We start from the raw sequence: 18,137 nt of genomic DNA, 5'->3' as shown, positions 1-18,137 counted from the left end.
AGCTGGTCGCCGGGTTCTGGATCTGGCAGGTCAAGGACATGGACGACGCCGTGGCCTGGGTTAAGCGCTGCCCCAACCCGATGTCCGGCCCGAGCGAGATCGAGATCCGTCCCCTGTTCGAAGCGTCCGACTTCGCCTGAGAGTCACGCTAATGCGAGACTGCTGGCCATGCTGTAGGTCCAGTGGATGATCAGCATCCGGGCCTATGCAGCGGAGGATTCGGCGGCGCTCTACGCGATTTCCCTGGCGACGGGACATCTGGGGGGCGACGCCTCCCATCTCTATGCGGACGGCACGCTCCCTGGGCACATCTACGCCGGACCGTACGCAGTGTTGGCTCCTGACCTCGTGCTGGTCGCGATCGATGCAGAGGGCGTCGCGGGTTTCGTTCTGGGCGCGCTCGACACGCTTGAGTGGGAAGCGAGGTTGGAGCGGGATTGGTGGCCGTCGCTGCGCGCGCGATATCGCGATCCGGCCGCCGACGCGCGCGGCGCCTGGACCGCGGACCAACGGCGGGCTTCGATGATCCATCATCCCGAGCACGCACCGCGGGCGGTGGCGAACGCCTTCCCCGCGCACCTCCACCTGAACCTTCTCCCGCGGATCCAGGGACACGGCGACGGCGGCAGGCTGCTGAGCGCCTGGCTCGAACTCGCGGCCCGGCATGGCGCGCAATCGGCGCATGTCGCGGCCAATCGCGGGAATGCCCGCGCGATCCGATTCTGGTGGAAATCGGGGTTCACCGATGTCACGCCGGCAGATCAATCGGCAGAGAGAACGACCTGGCTCGGTCGTCACGGGGACGCGCGGGCCGAGGTCCGTCCGGTGTCGAGCTAGTGTGTGTGGCGAACTCACCAACTAACGCCTCTGGATGCGCGACGGCGCTTGGGTGACAATGCCTCCTTCGAGGCTGGGCGCACGCGCGAATGATCACGAGGCGTCGGTCTCGCGGTTCGCGCGTTGATCCATCCAGGAAGCGAAAGCAGGTTCAGGAGATCGCCGCATGGCGTCACCGTTCGACGGCTACGAGGTCGAGGCGCGGATGCGGCCGTCGGCGGACGCCTATGGGTTCGACCTGGATCGAGCGCTGTCGGCGGTGGTGGCGCTGGAGGCGCGCGTGCCGCCCGACGCCTTCACCGCGGGCACGCTGGGCGTCCAGCGGCTGGGCAACGGTACGGTCATCGGTCCGAACGGCCTGGTGTTGACTATCGGCTATCTGATCACGGAAGCCGAAGAGGTGACGCTGACCCAGAATGACGGAATGCGAACGCCGGCTCACGTGCTGGGGTTCGATGCGGTGACGGGGTTTGGGCTGGTCCAGGCTCTCGATCCGCTGGGCTTGCCGGCCCTGCCGCTTGGCGACTCCCGGGCCCTTGCCACCGACAGCCCGGTGATCCTGGCTGGAGGCGGCGGACGCGCCCACGCCGCGGCCGGGCGGGTGATCGCACGCACGCCGTTCGCCGGCTACTGGGAGTACTTTCTGGACAACGCCATCATCACCGAGCCGGCGCACCCGCACTGGAGTGGTGCAGCCTTGATCGGCTCCTCCGGTGAGCTGGTGGGCGTCGGGTCGCTGAGCATGGAGCGGCGACTGAGCAGCGGGAAGACTTCGCCGATCAACATGTTCGTGCCCTCCGAGCTGCTGGCGCCGATCCTCGATGACCTGGCCCGCGGCAAGCCCGCGCATCCGCCCCGGCCCTGGCTGGGGGTGATCTCCCAGGAGATCGGCGAGCACGTCGTGGTCATCGGCGTCAATCCGGGCGGTCCGGCGGCGCGTGCGGAACTGCGCGCCGGCGACTTCATCCTGGCGGTCGGTGATGTCACAGTCTCGACCCTAGCGGATTTCTACACCGGTCTGTGGGCCCAGGGCGGCGCCGGCGCGACCATTCCTCTGCGCGTCAGGCGCGAGAACGACGCCTTCGACGTGGAGATCCGCTCCGCCGACCGAACGGCGATGCTCAAGAAGCGCCGCCTCAACTGAAGCCTATTCCGCCGCCATCAGGGCCTGGTCGGAGATCTCCTCGGTGATCACCTCGAAGCGCGTCAGCCACGCCGTGCCGAAGGTGTGGGTGATCGCCACGTCCGTTGCGTCACGCCCGCGCGCTATGACGATGCGGCCGATGCGGGGCTTGTTGTGGCGCGCATCGAAGGTGATCCAGCGGCCGCCGAGGTAGACCTCGAACCAGGCGCTGAAATCCATCGGCGACGGCGAGTACGGCACGCCGATATCGCCGAGGTAGCCGGTGCAGTAGCGGGCTGGGATGTTCATGCTCCGGCACAGGGCGACGGCCAGGTGGGCGAAGTCGCGGCACACGCCGGTGCGTTCCTCGTGACCCTGCTCGGCCGTGCGCGTGGGACGGGCGTAGTGATAGCCGAACTCGATCCGCTCATGGACATAGTCGACGATCGCCTGGACCCGCGCCCAGCCCGGCTCGATCTGGCCGAACCGCGACCAGGCGACGCCGCTGAGCCGGTCGGTCTCGCAGTAGCGGCTGCCGAGGATGAACGGCAGCACGTCGGCGGGCAGGTCCTCCACCGCCGTCGGACGGGCGTCCAGCGCCTGCGGATCCGGCAGGCCGCTGTCGGCGATTTCGAAATCCGACGCGAAGGTGATCGGACCGGCCGGCGCGGCGACACGGGTCACGAGGTTGCCGAAGCCGTCGACCAGCTGGGTGATCCTGGCCTCTGGGCGGTCGACGCGCAGGGTGTCGGGCGTGATCAGGTCGTGGCGCCGATCCGGGTGCACGCTGAGCATCAGGTGAATGGGCATGGGGTTCTGGCAATCGAAGGTGATCCGATAGCCGGCGCGGATTTTCATGACGGGACTCGCGGGGCGACGAAGTTGATACGGACGGCCTCAGGCGCGGCTCTGTTGAGCGCTGATTCCCTGGGCCGATGGCGCGACAACGCCGCCTTCCGGACTAGGTTCCGGGCGCCTCAAGACCGGGCGACCGGCGCCGGTTTTCGCGCCTATTTGGCGGGCGCCCGCAGCGCCGCCTCGTAGGCGAGCCGCACCCAGCCAGCCATCTGGTCCGGGTCGTCGAAGGCGTCTTCCGGGATCGACCAGTACGGCATCTGCACCGCTTTGCCCTTACGCCCCTCATAGGCCCAGCGGCGTGCGCCGGCCGCCTCGAACGCGGGCGCGCTGACCTCATCGGCCTTCAGCAGCATGTCGCCGCGCAGCTCGATCGCGACGATCAGGCCGCGATGGTAGACCCCCTTGCCGCCGAACATCCGCCGGATTTCCACCGGCCCGAGCCCCGCGAACAACTCCTCGATGTCGATCCGGTCCATGGCGCCTCCTCCGCTGATCGCCGCGGCGACAGCATCGTTCCAGGCTGGGGGAGGCCGTGCAACCATCCTCGCGGCGGTGTCATTGTCTCCTCTTGGAGTCGCAAAGGACAAACCCATTGGCCTCGCTCGCCCCCGCCTTGGAACTTGCCGCCAAAGCCAAGACGCCCTTCCCGGGCGCCAGCGCCGAATACGATCAGGCCCGTCAGGCGCTGCTGGCGCAGGAGATCGAGCTGCGCCGCCAGATGACCCAGCTCGTCGAACAGCGTCGCGCCCTGCCCGACGGCCCGGTGATCGCGAAGGACTATCGCTTCAAGGATCCGAACGGCGCAGAGGTCGGCCTGGCCGGGCTGTTCGGCGACAAGGACACGCTGGTGACTTACTTCTGGATGTACGGGCCCCAGCGCGAACGGCCCTGCCCGATGTGCACCAATCTGTTAGGCGCCGTGAACGGCAACGCCGCCGACATCAAGCAACGGGTCGCGTTGAAGATCCTCGGGCGCAGCCCGGTTGAGCGGCAGAACGCCTTCGCTCAGGAACGCGGCTGGCGCGACCTCGATTTCGTCCAGACAGTCGGCGACGACTACGCCCGCGACCTGGGACTGATCAACGACGACGGCACGGAGAACCCGGCCCTGGTGGTGTTCAAGCGCGACGGCGGGACGGTGCGGCTGTTCTGGTCCAGCGAAATGACCCGGGAGATGGCCGACCCCGGCCAGGATCCGCGCGACGCCCCCGACATCGCCTCGCTCTGGTCGGTGCTCGACCTGACCCCCGACGGACGCGGGACCGACTGGTATCCCAAGCTGAGCTACTGACCCGCGGGCGTCAGACCGGAGAGCCCCCCAGCATCTCCAGGACCTTCCATTTCAGCGCGCGCCGCGCATAGCGCGGCCGGGCGGCGAAGCTGGGTTGGCTGTGTTTATCGGTCCAGTCGTCCTGCATCAGGCGCTCCAGGATCGCGGCCACCTGCGGGTCTTCGCTCTGGTATCGCGGGACGTAGGCGACGGGGAAATAGGGAATGTCGGCGAACATCTTGCTGGCCGCGCATCGGTAGATTTCCAGCGAAGGCCGCAGCACCTTGGTGAAGCCTCCCAGGGCCGACGACGTTTTCAGCACCGCGGCGCACCGCGACAGCAGCACGCAATCCAACAGCGCCCGGTCAGCCTTGCGGTTGAGATCAGCGGCCAGATCCTCCGCCTTGTGGAAGTCGACGCCGCCGAGATTGATCACCTCGGCGTCTGTCTGGTCTGCAAGGTAGCTCGCGAAGCCCGCGTCGTCTGACGCGACGAACACCCGTTTCAGGTCCGGCCGGCGGCTGCGGAAGTCGGCGACGATCGCGGCCATGTCGGCGCGGCTCACCGGGTTTGTGTCCCAGGCCGCGGTTAGCTTGTCGGTGCCCCGGTAGTGGACGCCCAACGCGTCGCCCAGCGGGCCCAGGTCGTCGGCCTCCGCCTCGATGCGCGGCGGGATGCGGAAATAGCTCGACCAGATGTCGTGCAATCCCTGCCAGTCGTCGCCGAGTTGCGCGCAGTGGCGCTCGCGCAGCAGCGCCAGGGAAACGTCACGCTTCGCCGGTTGCGGCGTGTAGGCGAGGTCGAGGACGCCGGGGATCACCAGGCCGTCGGCCGCGCCGCCGTAGTATTTCGCCCGGATCGCCCAATCGGGCCGCGCGCCCCGCGCATGCAGGTAAGGCAGGATCTCGAACACATAGAGGATGACCTGGCCGAACAGGCCTTCCTGCAACTCGTCCGCGTCGGTCACGATCCGCACGTTCCCGTCGCGCATCAGCCATCTCCCCGCCCATCACAGCCAGATTGCACCGCAGCGTCAGCCCACCAAACCACGCCATCGCAGCGTGACTTTTCGGCTCCACGCGGTTAAGATCGCCTCATCATGATCCACCCCGCGGCGACCTATTCGTTTTGGTTTAGCTATCCGACGCCTCTGGCGGCGGACGGGATCGGCATGACATGACGCGCAAGTCATAGAAACCACCCCATCAGCCGCCAGCGCACCTGGCGGCTTTTTTGTGCCGCCGCTGCGCTGATCCAAGGACCAGCGAGACATGCCCGGCGCCACAGACGATCTGAGAATCCTCGACATCAAGACCCTCAGCCCGCCCGAGCAGGTGCTGGCCGAGTTCCCGGTCGACGCCCGCGCCGGCCGCACGGTTGCGGCCGGCCGCGCCGCCGCTCAGGCCATCCTGCACGGCCGCGACGACCGGCTGCTGGTGGTGATCGGCCCATGCTCCATCCATGATGCGGCGGCGGCCCTCGACTATGCCGAACGGCTGGCTCAGGTGCGTCAGCGGCTCAGCGGTTCGCTCGAGATCGTCATGCGCGTCTATTTCGAGAAGCCGCGCACGACGGTGGGCTGGAAGGGGTTGATCAACGACCCGCGTCTCGATGGCAGCTTCCAGATCGACGAGGGACTGCGCGCCGCGCGCAAGCTGCTGCTGCGCGTCGCCGAGCTGGGCCTGCCGGCGGGCTGCGAGTTCCTCGACGTGATCACCCCGCAGTACATCACCGACTTGGTGAGCTGGGGCGCGATCGGCGCACGCACCACGGAGAGCCAGATCCATCGCGAGATGGCTTCCGGCCTCTCCTGCCCGGTCGGCTTCAAGAACGGCACCTCAGGCGACGTGCAGATCGCCATCGACGCCGTGAAGGCGGCCAGCCAGCCGCACCATTTCCTGGCGGTGACCAAGGACGGCCGCTCGGCGATCGCGTCGACCGCCGGTAACGCGGACGCCCACGTGGTCCTGCGTGGCGGGCGCATGCCCAACTACGACACCGCCAGCGTCGCGGTAACCTGCGCGCAGATGGCGGCGGCGGGCCTCGCCCAGCGGGTGATGATCGACGCCAGCCATGCCAACAGCGGCAAGAATCCGGACAACCAACCGGGCGTCGTCGACGCCGTCGCCCGCCAGATCGAGGCCGGCGAACGGCGCGTATTCGGGCTGATGGTCGAGAGCAACCTGCTGGGCGGGCGCCAGGATCTGGTCGCCGACATGCCGCTGGTCTACGGGCGCAGCATCACCGACGGCTGTATCGACTGGCAGACCTCGGTGTGGGTCATGGAGCGCCTGGCCAACGCCGTGGAGGCCCGCCGCGCCCGCAGCGGCGTCAAGGCGGACGTCCGGGGCTAGCCTGCGCAGCGCGGGCGCCACATGGTGTCCGCACACCCGCAACCGAGCCAGGAGTCCATCATGATCGAGATGGTCATCGAACAACGCCGTCGCGACCTGGGCGGCTTCGAAGTCGGCCGCGTGCTGCCGTTTGCGCAGCGGCGGATGATCGGGCCGTTCATCTTCTTCGACCACATGGGCCCGGCACGGTTCACCGCCGGCTTCGGCCGCGAAGTCGACGTGCGTCCGCATCCGCACATCGGGCTGTCGACCTTGAGCTACCTGTTCGACGGCGCCATGACCCATCGCGACAGCGTCGGCGTCACCCAGGCGATCCGCCCGGGCGAGGTCAACTGGATGACCGCCGGCAAGGGGATCACCCACTCCGAGCGGTTCGAGGAGCTGCGCGCCCATGGCGGGCCGATGGACGGCATCCAGGCGTGGATCGCCCTGCCCAACGAGGCCGAGGAGATCGATCCCGACTTCGCCCACCACGCCGCAGCCGAATTGCCCGCCTATGAGTCCGACGGCCTGGTCGCGCGGCTGATCGCCGGAGAGGCGTTCGGAGCGCGCTCGCCGGTGAAGACCCATTCGCCGATGTTCTACGTGCACTGGGCGCTGCAGCCCGGTGCGAAGGCGCAGCTTGAGGCCGAGTATTCGGAGCGCGCGGCTTATGTCGCCCGTGGATCTGTGGAGGTCGACGGCCACACCTACGGGACCGGCCAGATGCTGGTGTTCGCACCCGGCCAGCCGGTGGTGGTCACTGGCGTCACGCCTGCCATCGTCATGCTGCTGGGCGGAGAACCCGTCGGTGAACGGTTCATCGAATGGAACTTCGTCGCCTCCTCCCGCGAACGCATCGAGCAAGCCAAGGCAGACTGGCGCGCCGGCCGCATGAAGCTGCCCGACGCCGACGACGATGAGTTCATCCCGCTGCCTGAACCTGCGCCGCCCGCCAACCCGATGTCGTGATCTGCCTGCACGCCCGGGTTTCGGCTTGCCAGACTCTATGTTGCAAGTCATTCTCATGTGCATGACAGGCCATGGAGCGCGTCATGATCATGCGAGCGGCGGGCGAATCGATGCTGGTGCGGCTGATGCAGCTCGAGCGCGACGAACGGTCCGACAGCCGGCGGCCCAAGCCGGCTGAGCCAAGGGTGGTCGGCTTCCCGGCGCCGACTAGCCCTTCAGCGCCTTGCGGGTCTGTTCCCAGTACTGGGCCCCGGTTATCAGGGTGACCACCGCCGCCAGCCAGAACAGGGCGTGGGCGAAGATCGACACCGGCTCCAGCAACCCGCCCTCGTAGGGCAGGCCGAACGCCCCCCACGAGGCCACGAACAGCTCGAACGCCAGCGCCGTCAGTTGCAGGGTGGTCTTCCACTTGGCCAGCAGGGTCACCGGCAACTTGATCCCCTTGCCGGCGCCCACTTCGCGCAGGGCGCTGACGGTGAATTCACGGAACAGGATCAGGCCCGCGGGCAACAGCACCATCGGCTGCGGCCCCAGCGCCATCAGGCCCAGCACCGCGCCGCAGACCAGCACCTTGTCGCCGATCGGATCGAGGATCGCGCCCCACACGGTCTCGGCGTCCAGCTTGCGCGCCAGCCAGCCGTCGAAGAAATCGGTGACCGCGGCGATCACGAACGCCCACACCGCCCAGCGCTGCAGGGCGAACTGCATCTCCGGCGTGAGCTCGCCGGCGAGGAAGGGGACGCCGCCGGCGGCGGCGGCCAGCGCCAGGAACATGAACAACGCCAGCACCAGCCGGAGCGAAGTCAGGATGTTGGGAAGGGCCTGCATGCCGAGCCTTTTCAAGAACGCCGCCCGCCCTGAACGCACGAGCCCACGATTCGCCCAAGGCATAGCTTCCGAACATCATAGTCAAGTCTATTTGTTCTCTATCTGTTCCAATTCACGAGTTTCCATGTCTACGTTCTCGCCAGCCGTCGCCACGGCACGCTCTACATCGGGAGCACGGACTCTCTCAGTCGTCGCATGCTCGAACATCGCGCCGGCGAAATCCCGGTTTTCACACGGCGCTATGGCGTGAAGACGCTGGTCTACTGGGAGCAATACGAAACCCGCGGCGGAGCCTTCGCCCGCGAACGGGCCATGAAGAAGTGGAACCGCGCGTGGAAGACTGAGCTGATCGAAAGGTTTAATCCGGGCTGGCGGGATCTCGCTGACGACATAACCGCCTGACGCCTTCCCTCCGCTCATCCCCGCGAAAGCGGGGACCCAGGCTTTTTTCGTTTCTGAGTTTGAATGGCGGAGGCCTTGCCCAGCCGTTGCGCTGAAACACTAAAACGCCTGGGTCCCCGCTTTCGCGGGGATGACCGGGTTTATGGGCGCGGAAGGGAGCGCGAAAGCCCTACCCCGCCGCGAACTCGGCGCGGGTGAGGCCGGCGGGCGGGTCGCCGAAGAACACCTCCACGGCGCGGACCTGTCCGTTCGCGAACTCCAGCCGCTCGACGTTGCGGAACACCGCGCCGGCCATGCTCTCGCATTCATAGGCGACCAGCACCACGTCGCCTGCCTGCATCACCTCGCGCAGGTCCTGCCGCGCCAGGCGGTCGGCGTTGGGCCAGCAGCGGTCGAACCAAGCCTCGCGGTCGATGTGATCGTCATAGGGGCTGGTGAAGCGGAAATCAGGCGCCAACAGCGCCTCGGCCGCCGCGCGATCCTGCTTCATGAACGCCGCATAGAGCGCCCGCGCGCGGCCGATCAGATCGGCTTCGTCCATACGGCCCTCAGGTCTTGCGGAAGGAATCGAAGATCCGCTGGGCCAGCGGCTGGTTCACGCCCTCGACCTTGGCCAGGTCGTCGACGGAGGCGCGCGACACTCCGCGCGCGGAGCCGAAGGCGTGCAGCAGCGCGCGCTTGCGCCCCGGCCCGACGCCGTCGATCTCGTCCAGCGGGTTCTTCTTCATGTCCATGGTGCGGCGGGTGCGGTGGGCGCCGATGGCGAAACGGTGCGCCTCGTCGCGCAGGCGCTGCAGGTAGTAGAGCACCGGCGACTTGGGCTCGAGCATGAACGGCGCCTTGCCGGGCATGAAGAACCGTTCGAGGCCCGCGTCACGGTCAGGCCCCTTGGCGACGCCGACCACGGCGATGTCGTCGACGCCGAGATCGGCCATCACCTCCAGCGCCGCAGCGAGTTGGCCGCCGCCGCCGTCGATCAGCACCAGATCCGGGCGTGGGGCGGCCTCCCCGGCCTCCTCGTCCTTGACCATGCGGGCGAAGCGGCGGCGCAGCACCTCCTTCATCATCCCATAGTCGTCGCCGGGGGTGAGCTCGGTCCCCTTGATGTTGAACTTGCGGTACTGACTCTTCTGGAAGCCGTCGGGGCCGGCGACGATCATCCCGCCGACCGCGTTGGTGCCCATGATGTGGCTGTTGTCGTAGACTTCGATTCGCTCCGGCTGGCCCTCCAGCCCGAACGCCTCGCAGACGCCGGCGAGCAGCTTGGTCTGAGCCGAGCTCTCGGCCATCTTGCGGCCCAAGGCCTCTCGCGAATTGGTCAGGGCGTGTTGCACCAACTGGCGCTTCTCGCCCTTTTGCGGCCGGTTGATCTCCACCTTGCGCCCGGCCTTCAGGGCGAACGCCTCGCACAGCAGGTCGCGGTCGGCCGGCTCCACATTAACCAGCACCAGCTTGGGGATCGGCTTGTCCTCGTAAAACTGGCCGAGGAACGCGGCCATGACCTCCGGGTCTTCGTCGGATTTGTCGACACGGGGGAAGTAGGCGCGGTTGCCCCAGTTCTGGCCGGCGCGGAAGAAGAACACCTGCACGCACGCCTGGCCGCCCTCGGCGTGCAGGGCGAAGACGTCGGCCTCGTCCAGGGTCTCGGGATTGATCTGCTGTTCTTGGGCGATAGAGGCGAGCGCGCGGATGCGGTCGCGCAGGCGTGCGGCCCGCTCGAACTCCAGCTCCTCTGACGCGGCTTGCATCTCGGCGGCCATGGTCCCCATCACCGACCGGCTCTTACCGCGCAGGAACGCCTCGGCCTGGTCGACCAGCCCCCGATAGTCCTCCAGCGAGACCAGCCCAGTGCACGGCGCGGCGCAGCGGCGGATCTGATGCAGCATGCAGGGCCGGGTGCGGCTCTCGTAGACGCTGTCCGAGCAGGAGCGCAGCAGAAACGCCTTCTGCAGGGTGTTCAACGTGCGGTTCACCGCCCAGGCGCTGGCGAACGGACCGAAATAGTCGCCGTTGATGCTGTGGGCGCCGCGATGCTTGCGTAACTGCGGGGCGTCATGGTCGCGGCGGATGACGATCTCCGGGAAGCTCTTGTCGTCGCGCAGCAGCACGTTGAAGCGCGGCTTGAGCTGCTTGATCAGGTTGATCTCAAGCAGCAGGGCGTCAGTCTCGGTGCGGGTGGTGACGAACACCATGGTCCGCGTCAGGTCGACCATCAGCGCGATGCGCTGGGCGTGGACGCGGCCTTGCGCGTACTGCGAGACGCGCTTCTTCAGCGAGCGCGCCTTGCCGACGTACAGCACCTCGCCGTCCTCGCCGATCATGCGATAGACGCCCGGCCTGTCCGGCAGGCGGGTCACCTCGTCCCTGATCAGCGCCGCGCCTTTCAGCGCCGTTGCTGCGTCCATATCCGACATGGCGCCAGATATAGGCCTGTTCGCCGATGCGTGCAGGGGGAGACGACGATATTGACGCCGGCTTGCAGGCCCGCGCGCCGTCTGGCTCAGGGCGCCTACGCCCCGGACGCGCCGCTCCCCGACTGCAGCGACTTCACCGAGCCCTGAGAGCTCGGTCGAAGCGCGGCGCACCCGACCGTGCCGGTGTTCACCTGGCCCCGCCCAACCCGGCGACCACCGGGAAGAGCAGACCAGAAGCGATCGCCGCTTGGGATCAGGCGGCCTTGCCGAGCGCGCGCAGGTTCTCGGTCCAGTCGCCCTTGGCCGACGGGTCGAGTTCGCGCGGCAGACCCAGGACGCGCTCGCCGATGACGTTGCGCATCAACTCCTGGCTGCCGGCGCGCAGGGTGAGCGTCGGGCTGTCCCAGAAACAGGCGTCCCAGGTGGCCTCGCCGAACGCATCTTCCAGGCCGGGGAACGGGCTCTCGCCCGCGACCATGCCGGCCTGGCCCTGAAGCTTCTTGGCGAAGTCGAGCAGACGCTGGTCGTGCGGCGCGCCGATCATCTTGATCGCGGCAGCTTCTGGTCCCGGGCGCTTGGCGTTGAGCTGGTCGCTCATCGCGCGCAGGTTCATCAGGCGGATCATCTCGCCTTCGATGTACAGACGCGCGGCTTCATCCCGCACGCCCGGCTCGTTCAGGCGGCCGATCGCCTTGAGGCTGGGCGCCAGGTCGCGGGCGGTGGGCTTGGCCTGGCGTTCCAGGATCATCATCCGCTCGCTCTGCAGCATCTGCTGCGTCAGCCGCCAGCCGTCGCCTTCCTGGCCGATGAGGTTCGACACAGGCACACGAACATTGTCGAAGAACACCTCGTAGAACAGAGCCTTAAAGTCACTGGGGTCTTGGTTCATGTTGTAGATCGGGCGCGCGGTGACGCCAGGGCCTTTCAGGTCGATGATCAGCACCGAAAGGCCGGCGTGCTTGGCCGCATGCGGATCGGTGCGGACGATCACGCAGCCGAAGTCTGCGGCGCCGCCGTTGCTCCAGATCTTGACGCCGTTGACCACATATTCGTCCCCGTCGCGAACCGCCGAGGTCCTGAGCGCGGCCAAATCGGAGCCCGCGTCAGGCTCGCTCATCATCTGGGCCCAGCGCTCCTCGCCCATCAGCATCTTCTCGAGGAAGCGCTCCTTGGCAGCCGGCGTGCCGTGGGTCATCAGCGACGGCCCGAGGTTGGTGGCCGAAAGCAGGTTGCCGTTGCGGTGCACGCCCGCGCGGTCCAGCTCCTGGGAGATGATCAGCTGCAGTTCCGGATCGGCGCCCAGGCCATAGGGCTTGGGCCAGTGCGGAACTTCGTACCCGGACTCCAGCAACTGACGCGGCGTCGGCTTCGGGTTCTTCTCGAGCCATGCTCGCACATCGGCGCGCCGCGGATCATCCATGCTCGGAAAATCGAAGTCCATCGGGTCTCTCCCTGAATGCAGTGACGGTCGATCGCTCTGCGGCGATCAGTCCCTGTCGGCTCGTTGCGGAGATCATCGCCCGATCGTGCGGGATTGTCTGCTCGAAAATCGCTTATCCCGGTGCGAACATCAGGCGCACGCCGTCTCGGTAGAACAGCACCTGGCGACCGAGCATCTCCGGCGCGGACAACGCCTTGGACAGCATCGCTCCGCCGTAGACGTACATCAGGGCGTTGTCGGCGAGCGCGTCCAGGTCAACCGGCGTGCGCGGCGGATAGGCCAGCGCGATCGCTTCCACCCAATCTCGAAACCGGCGACGCCACGCCAGGACGCCGTCGGTGTTCAGCGCCCAGACCTCGCGGTCGAACGCCTGGTCCTGGAAAGTGATGATCGCCACCAGGCAGCCCGGATGGTGTACGGCGAGGTCGCTCAACGCCTCGGCCAGCAACTTGAGGAAAATCAGATAGCTGTGCAGCGGATCATCGCTTAGCTCGCGCGCACGGCGACTCAGGGTCTCCAGGAACACCTCGTTCTCCGCGCCGTAGCGTTCGAGGATCTGGCGGGCGAGGTCGTTCTTGTCGCGGAAATGATAGAAGAAGCCGCTTTTGGTGATCCCTGCGGCCTCGACCAGCTCCTCAATAGAGGTCGCCGCGAAACCCTTGCGGATCACCGCCTCGTAAGCCAGGTCGAGCAGCCGGTTGCGCGTGCGCTCGCCCTTGGACAGCCCGTCCGACTGTACTGACGGTGCAGTTTTCCCCAGCCCCGCGTTCATGGTCGCCCCTCGCTCCGTCGTTCCAGCGGACCAAGCCTTTCGCATCACACCACAATTCGCGATTGCAAGGAACCGACCGTACGCCCGGTAGAGGTCGAGTGCTGCAAGGCGGTATCCATTCGCCCAATACGGATTGGAGAAGACGATGCTTCAGAGAGATCGTTCCGGGCAGGTATTGACGGGCGCAAGCGCCTTGGCCGCGGAAAAATACCAACAAGCACTGGACGCCTACTACTGCTACGCGGGCGACCCCATGGGCTGCCTGCAGGCCGCCACCGAGGACAGCCCGGGCTTCCTGATGGCGCACGTGCTAAGCGCCTACCTGTCGCTGATCGGCACCAACGCCGAAGCCGCGGCGGCGGGCGTCACAGCCTTCGAGGCGGCCGCGGCGCTTCCCGGTTCCGAGCGAGAGCTGGGCCACGTCGAGGCGCTGCGTCGACTGCTGGCCGGCGAGATCGCCGGCGCGGCGCGTACGCTGGAGGCGGTGACTATCACCGAGCCGCGCGACGTGCTGGCGCTTCAGGTCGGCCAGGTGCTGGACTTCCTGTTGGGAGACTCGCGGATGCTGCGCGATCGCATCGGCCGTGCATTGCCGCACTGGTCGCGCTCCATGCCGGATCATCATGCCGTGTTGGGCATGCTGGCCTTCGGGCTCGAGGAGACCGGCCACTACGACCGCGCAGAAGACGCGGGGCTGGAGGCGCTGTCGCTGGAGCGTCGCAACGGCTGGGCTCAGCATGCGGTCGCTCACGTGTTCGAGATGCAGGACCGCCGCGCCGAGGGTGTCGCCTTCATGCGCGCCGACATCGACGCCTGGACCCGCGAGAGCTTCTTCCAGGTCCACAACTGGTGGCACCTGGCGCTGTTCCACCTGGGCCAAGGCGAGGCGCACGAGGCACTGAAGCTGTTCGACGGACCGATCTTCCAGGCCCGCTCGGACATGGCGCTGGACCTCGTGGATGCTTCGTCGATGCTTTGGCGGCTGCAGTTGCATGGGGTCGACGTGGGCGATCGTTGGGCGCCTGTGGCGGACATCTACGAGGCGAAGGCGATGGGCGGCGCCTACGCGTTCGACGACGCACACGCGATGATGGCCTTCGTGGGAGCCGGTCGCACCGAAGCCCAGGCCGAGCTCCTTCAAGCCCAGGCGGCGGCGGTTGGCGACAATGTCGGCATGGTGCGCGATGTGGGTCTGCCGATCCTGAAGGCGCTGCAGGCGTTCGGGTCCGGCGACTATGCGCGCGTGCTCGACAACCTGCGGCCGGTGCGCAACATCGCTGCGCGCTTCGGTGGCAGCCATGCCCAGCGTGACCTCATTGACCTGACAATGATCGAGGCCGCCTCGCGCGGCGGCGACCAGGCGCTGCACGCCGCGTTGCTGGCGGAACGGCATGCGGCGCGGCCGCTGACCCGCAGGCGCTTCGACCAGGCGGCCTGAGGATGAAGACGGCCCGTCGCATGGCGGGCCGTCACTTCGCCGCCGGCGCAGGTTCAATGGGGCTCGGCGTCGAGGACGGCGGGATGTCCTCGGGCTTGGTCGCCTTCACCTTAAAGCCGTAGACGCCCATCCGGCCGGTGGCGAGATCCACGGCGACGAGTTGTGGTGTGGGGTCCGGACGGCGGTCCCTACGGGTCGGCTCCTCGTCGCGATAGCCGTGCATCAGGACCGAGCCCTCGCCTGGCATCACCGAATCGATGGCGTTCAGAGGAAGGTCGGCGGTCCACGCCACCTTGCCATTTGGCCCCGAGACCCGCGTCAGCCGCCATCGGCCGCCGTCGCCCAGCTTGTCGCGGTGCAGCACCAGCAGGCCGTCAGGCTTGAACAGCATGATCGGTACGCTGCTGCGGCCGTCGGTCAGCAGGCCGCCATAGAGGAACTCCGGGCCCTCCGGCAGCGGCGTGAAGCCGGAGTAGGTGGCGCGCGGGCCCAGGAATTCCCGCACGCTGCCGCGGTCGGCCCACCACAGCCGCGAGCGTGGATGACTTTCCGGGTCCGTCCCGCCGATCGCCTGGTTCTTGCGGAAGGACTCGACCTCCGCATCCGCCAGCAGCCCCAGCCAGCGCTTCTGTAGCTGCAGACTGCGGGCCTGGAAGGCATAGGCGCCACTTCCGCCGGCCGTGTACGCCGGCACGGTGACGCGGGGAGCAGCCGGCGCGGGCTTGTCTCTCCGATTTTGCGTCACGCGTGGAGCAACTACCGCCTTCAGGCCCTCGCCCGTCATGCGCCAGTCTCGTCCGTCGGCGGCGGTGAACGCCAGCCCCTGGCCGTCGAAGCGATAGTAGCGTTGCTCGCTGGGGATCACCCCTCGCAGCGGCGGGTTGGCCGCCTCGATCGCGGCGACGTCGGCCACCGGCGCGCCGTCCTTCAGCGACAGGCCGATCAGCCCCGTGGGCGTCAGGATCCACAGCACCTCGTTCTGCACGCCCAGCACCGCGCGACCCATGTTCACACCGCGGCGATCGGAGCTCAGCCTGCGACGCCAGACAGGCTTGGCGTCGCGCGCGTCGAACGCCCACACGTCGGTGAGCAGGTCGGTGTAGCTGGATCGGCTCGTGCCTGGGCTGGGACGATAGGTCCGCCACTGGGTGGTGAGCAGATAGGCCCGGTCGCCCGCCGGTCCCGCCACCCGGATCGGGCCGCCGACCATGCCGGCGGGGCTGGCGATGACCCCGCCGCCGCCGGTGATGATCAGCACGACGCCCAAGCCGATCGCCAGCAGCACTCCGATGACGCCCACCACGCCCAGCAGCACCTTGGCCAGCGACCCACGCCGCGGTCCCGTCACAATGGGCATCCCGTGCTCTCCCCTTTTCGACGCTCAGCATTGGGCGTGGGCGACGGCGCCGCAAGCGGGGTTGGCGGTGGCGACGGGCTCGTCCAGGATCGCCGGTGCGGCGAACGGCCGTGGGGGAATCATCTGTATGCGCAAAACGATCACCTTGGCGGCCACGGCGTTCGCCCTGTCCCTGGCGGCCGGACAGGCTGACGCCGAGACCTTCCCGGTCAAGCTGACCCCGACCTTTGCGCAGCTGTTCAAGGGGCACACCAAGGTGGGCATCCCCACCTACCACCTGAATTTCGTCACCTCGCAGCAGGCCACCGCCGTGGCCGGGATCGGTGCGCGCACCCGTCTGGCCATGGTGCTGGCGGGCGTCGACGAGACGACCATGCGTCGCCTGGCCGATGAGGCCTACGCCGACCTTCGCAAGCAGTTCGAGGCCGCCGGCATTCCAGTCCTTTCGGCGGAAGAAACCGCCGCTCTCGTCGATGGCGCCGGCATGGAGCGCATCCCCGGCAACGTCGACAAGGGCGGCGGCGGACCTGGCATCACCATCGGCAAGAGCCTGAAGCGCGGCTACGTCACCTATGGCCCCAGCGCCGCGCCGGCGCTGGCCGCCTATCGCACCATGGGCTCGCCGCTGGGCGTCACCGGTTTCGCCTCCATCGGAACCGGCAAGATGGCCATGCCCGCCTGGAACCTCGACGCCAACCTGGTGTCGCCGTCGCTGACCATCGACTTCGCCCAAATGGAAGCCAGCACCGGCTCGGATTTCCTCGGCCGCGCCAAGGCCTCCACCAGCGGCAATGTGGCCTTCATCATCCGCCAAGGCTCGACCGTCTCGATCCTCAATCCGATGAACAAGGGTTACGGCGCGGCGCCGGGCGCCATGCGCCCCGACAAGGACGTGATCTCCGACGAGGTCTTCGCCACCCTGGAAGAGGGCGGCGCCCCGGTGCGCGTCGGTTCAATGACCGCCATCGCCGACGATAATTACCAGATGGTCGCCCGCGCCCGCGGCGACGCGGTGGTGGTCAACCTGCCGGTCTGGGAAGGCCTCGTGCGCGACGCCTACCGCGACTACAACGCCGCCATCGTCTCGGTCGCCGTGAAGATCATGAAGGGCTGACCCTCAAGCGGCCGGTGGAATCGGCGGAGACGCGAGTTTCAGGCCCTGCTCAGGGGTGACCACCGTCTGGTAGGGCGCCTTCACCGTCTGCGGGCTGCCTAACGCCGGCGAGCGGTGCGGGCTGGGCGGCAGCGACTTCAGGTACAAGGCGACCGACATTGCGTCCGCGTCCGTCAGGGTGGAATAGGTGCGCCAGTTCATGATCGGCGCTAGCACCCGCCCGTCGGGCCGCTGACCGGTGCGGATCGCCGCGACGATCTCGGCCTCGCTCCACTTGCCAAGGCCGGCGTCGGGGTCGGGCGTCAGGTTCGGCGGATAGAAGACGCCCAATCCCGGCATGTGGAAGCCGACGTCGGCGCCCGCCAGGAACGTCGCCGGCGTCCCTGGCGTAGGCCCGAAGGCGTTGGTGTCGTGGCAGCCGTTGCAGTCCATCACCGCGACCAAGTATTTGCCCCGGTCGACAGACGACTGAGGCGCCGCAACGGCCACGTCGGCGGGCGGCTTCTGTGGCGAGCATGCCCCGAGCACCGCTGCGACGACCGCAGCCGCCGCGATCCTTGAAAAAACGCCGCCGGTCATGTTCGCCCCTCCAAGCTTCGCCTTGGAGCCAATGAGGGCGCGGGTCCGCCCGGCTGTCAATCGGGCGACGGAGCCTACATCTCGACGATGCTTGTGAAGCCGCCGTAGATCATCCGCTTGCCGTCGAAAGGCATGGAGGCGGCGTCCTGCTTGAGACGGGGATCGGCCATCACCTTGGCGTTGATCTCGTCGCGGGCGGCTTTCGACTCGTAGGTGATCCAGGAGAACACCACCACCTCATCGTCCTTCGCCAGGACGGCGCGGGGAAACGACGTCAACTCGCCCACCGGCGTGTCGTCGCCCGCGCACTCCACGTACGACAGAGCGCCATGCTCCATCCACACCTCGCCGGCCTTGCGAGCGACCTCGCGATACGCCTCGAGGTTCGCCTTGGGCACG

General features: G+C 67.7%; 20 protein-coding genes. 9 read left to right on the top strand and 11 right to left on the bottom strand.

What is annotated here, in order from left to right; translation table 11 throughout:
• Positions 1-2 precede the first annotated feature (2 nt).
• From Q8R27_RS03485 to Q8R27_RS03475, 3 genes are all read left to right on the top strand, one after another.
• On the top strand, positions 3-140 hold the full coding sequence (locus Q8R27_RS03485; protein WP_305697702.1) for a YciI family protein: 138 nt from the start codon (positions 3-5) through the stop codon (positions 138-140).
• A 46-nt stretch (positions 141-186) separates the two neighbouring features.
• Positions 187-837, top strand: a complete 651-nt coding sequence (locus Q8R27_RS03480) for a hypothetical protein (protein ID WP_305697700.1) — start codon at positions 187-189, stop codon at positions 835-837.
• A gap of 166 nt (positions 838-1,003) precedes the next feature.
• Complete coding sequence (locus Q8R27_RS03475) at positions 1,004-1,981, top strand: S1C family serine protease (protein WP_305697699.1); 978 nt, start codon at positions 1,004-1,006, stop codon at positions 1,979-1,981.
• A gap of 3 nt (positions 1,982-1,984) precedes the next feature.
• On the opposite strand, the gene Q8R27_RS03470 is transcribed toward Q8R27_RS03475, so the two are convergent.
• Both Q8R27_RS03470 and Q8R27_RS03465 read right to left on the bottom strand, forming a co-directional pair.
• On the bottom strand, positions 1,985-2,818 hold the full coding sequence (locus Q8R27_RS03470; RefSeq protein ID WP_305697698.1) for a transglutaminase family protein: 834 nt from the start codon (positions 2,816-2,818) through the stop codon (positions 1,985-1,987).
• 152 nt (positions 2,819-2,970) lie between these two features.
• Positions 2,971-3,294, bottom strand: coding sequence for a TfoX/Sxy family protein (locus tag Q8R27_RS03465; RefSeq protein ID WP_305697697.1), 324 nt, complete (start codon positions 3,292-3,294; stop codon positions 2,971-2,973).
• A gap of 116 nt (positions 3,295-3,410) precedes the next feature.
• Here Q8R27_RS03465 and Q8R27_RS03460 point away from each other — a divergent pair, with 116 nt between their 5' ends.
• On the top strand, positions 3,411-4,109 hold the full coding sequence (locus Q8R27_RS03460) for a DUF899 family protein (RefSeq protein ID WP_305697696.1): 699 nt from the start codon (positions 3,411-3,413) through the stop codon (positions 4,107-4,109).
• A gap of 10 nt (positions 4,110-4,119) precedes the next feature.
• On the opposite strand, the gene Q8R27_RS03455 is transcribed toward Q8R27_RS03460, so the two are convergent.
• Complete coding sequence (locus tag Q8R27_RS03455; protein WP_305697695.1) at positions 4,120-5,079, bottom strand: hypothetical protein; 960 nt, start codon at positions 5,077-5,079, stop codon at positions 4,120-4,122.
• A gap of 280 nt (positions 5,080-5,359) precedes the next feature.
• On the opposite strand from Q8R27_RS03455, the gene Q8R27_RS03450 reads away from it, so the two are divergent.
• On the top strand, positions 5,360-6,442 hold the full coding sequence (locus Q8R27_RS03450; protein WP_305697694.1) for a 3-deoxy-7-phosphoheptulonate synthase: 1,083 nt from the start codon (positions 5,360-5,362) through the stop codon (positions 6,440-6,442).
• Between the two features lie 60 nt (positions 6,443-6,502).
• Entirely contained in the window at positions 6,503-7,393 is an 891-nt protein-coding gene (locus tag Q8R27_RS03445; RefSeq protein WP_305697693.1) for a pirin family protein, read from the top strand.
• 207 nt (positions 7,394-7,600) lie between these two features.
• On the opposite strand, the gene pgsA is transcribed toward Q8R27_RS03445, so the two are convergent.
• Positions 7,601-8,221, bottom strand: a complete 621-nt coding sequence (pgsA, locus tag Q8R27_RS03440) for a CDP-diacylglycerol--glycerol-3-phosphate 3-phosphatidyltransferase (RefSeq protein WP_305697692.1) — start codon at positions 8,219-8,221, stop codon at positions 7,601-7,603.
• 102 nt (positions 8,222-8,323) lie between these two features.
• Between pgsA and Q8R27_RS03435 the strand changes: the two genes are divergently transcribed.
• Complete coding sequence (locus Q8R27_RS03435; protein WP_305697701.1) at positions 8,324-8,623, top strand: GIY-YIG nuclease family protein; 300 nt, start codon at positions 8,324-8,326, stop codon at positions 8,621-8,623.
• Positions 8,624-8,792: 169 nt separating this feature from the next.
• Here Q8R27_RS03435 and Q8R27_RS03430 read toward each other — a convergent pair whose 3' ends face one another.
• From Q8R27_RS03430 to Q8R27_RS03415, 4 genes are all read right to left on the bottom strand, one after another.
• Positions 8,793-9,164, bottom strand: coding sequence for a nuclear transport factor 2 family protein (locus Q8R27_RS03430; RefSeq protein ID WP_305697691.1), 372 nt, complete (start codon positions 9,162-9,164; stop codon positions 8,793-8,795).
• A gap of 7 nt (positions 9,165-9,171) precedes the next feature.
• A complete protein-coding gene (gene uvrC / locus Q8R27_RS03425; RefSeq protein ID WP_305697690.1) occupies positions 9,172-11,037 on the bottom strand; it encodes an excinuclease ABC subunit UvrC in 1,866 nt (621 codons plus the stop codon).
• Positions 11,038-11,290: 253 nt separating this feature from the next.
• A complete protein-coding gene (locus tag Q8R27_RS03420) occupies positions 11,291-12,478 on the bottom strand; it encodes an acyl-CoA dehydrogenase family protein (RefSeq protein ID WP_305697689.1) in 1,188 nt (395 codons plus the stop codon).
• 112 nt (positions 12,479-12,590) lie between these two features.
• Positions 12,591-13,250, bottom strand: coding sequence for a TetR/AcrR family transcriptional regulator (locus tag Q8R27_RS03415; protein WP_305697688.1), 660 nt, complete (start codon positions 13,248-13,250; stop codon positions 12,591-12,593).
• Positions 13,251-13,443: 193 nt separating this feature from the next.
• Here Q8R27_RS03415 and Q8R27_RS03410 point away from each other — a divergent pair, with 193 nt between their 5' ends.
• The gene (locus Q8R27_RS03410; RefSeq protein ID WP_305697687.1) at positions 13,444-14,688 is read left to right on the top strand and encodes a tetratricopeptide repeat protein; all 1,245 of its coding nucleotides are present in this window, start codon (positions 13,444-13,446) and stop codon (positions 14,686-14,688) included.
• A gap of 31 nt (positions 14,689-14,719) precedes the next feature.
• On the opposite strand, the gene Q8R27_RS03405 is transcribed toward Q8R27_RS03410, so the two are convergent.
• Positions 14,720-16,045: a PA2928 family protein gene (locus tag Q8R27_RS03405; protein ID WP_305697686.1), complete on the bottom strand. Its 1,326-nt coding sequence runs from the start codon at positions 16,043-16,045 to the stop codon at positions 14,720-14,722.
• Positions 16,046-16,172: 127 nt separating this feature from the next.
• On the opposite strand from Q8R27_RS03405, the gene Q8R27_RS03400 reads away from it, so the two are divergent.
• Entirely contained in the window at positions 16,173-17,159 is a 987-nt protein-coding gene (locus Q8R27_RS03400; RefSeq protein ID WP_305697685.1) for a hypothetical protein, read from the top strand.
• A 3-nt stretch (positions 17,160-17,162) separates the two neighbouring features.
• Here the strand turns inward: Q8R27_RS03400 and Q8R27_RS03395 are convergent, their stop codons facing one another.
• Positions 17,163-17,738, bottom strand: a complete 576-nt coding sequence (locus tag Q8R27_RS03395; protein ID WP_305697684.1) for a c-type cytochrome — start codon at positions 17,736-17,738, stop codon at positions 17,163-17,165.
• Positions 17,739-17,812: 74 nt separating this feature from the next.
• Positions 17,813-18,136 (bottom strand): DUF1428 domain-containing protein, encoded by a 324-nt coding sequence (locus Q8R27_RS03390; protein WP_305697683.1) that lies wholly within the window; start codon positions 18,134-18,136, stop codon positions 17,813-17,815.
• Between the last annotated feature and the right edge of the window lies 1 nt (position 18,137).

The sequence above is a fragment of the Phenylobacterium sp. genome (genome assembly GCF_030697305.1).
Lineage (GTDB): Bacteria > Pseudomonadota > Alphaproteobacteria > Caulobacterales > Caulobacteraceae > Phenylobacterium.
This window is presented reverse-complemented; position numbering and strand designations above follow the sequence as displayed.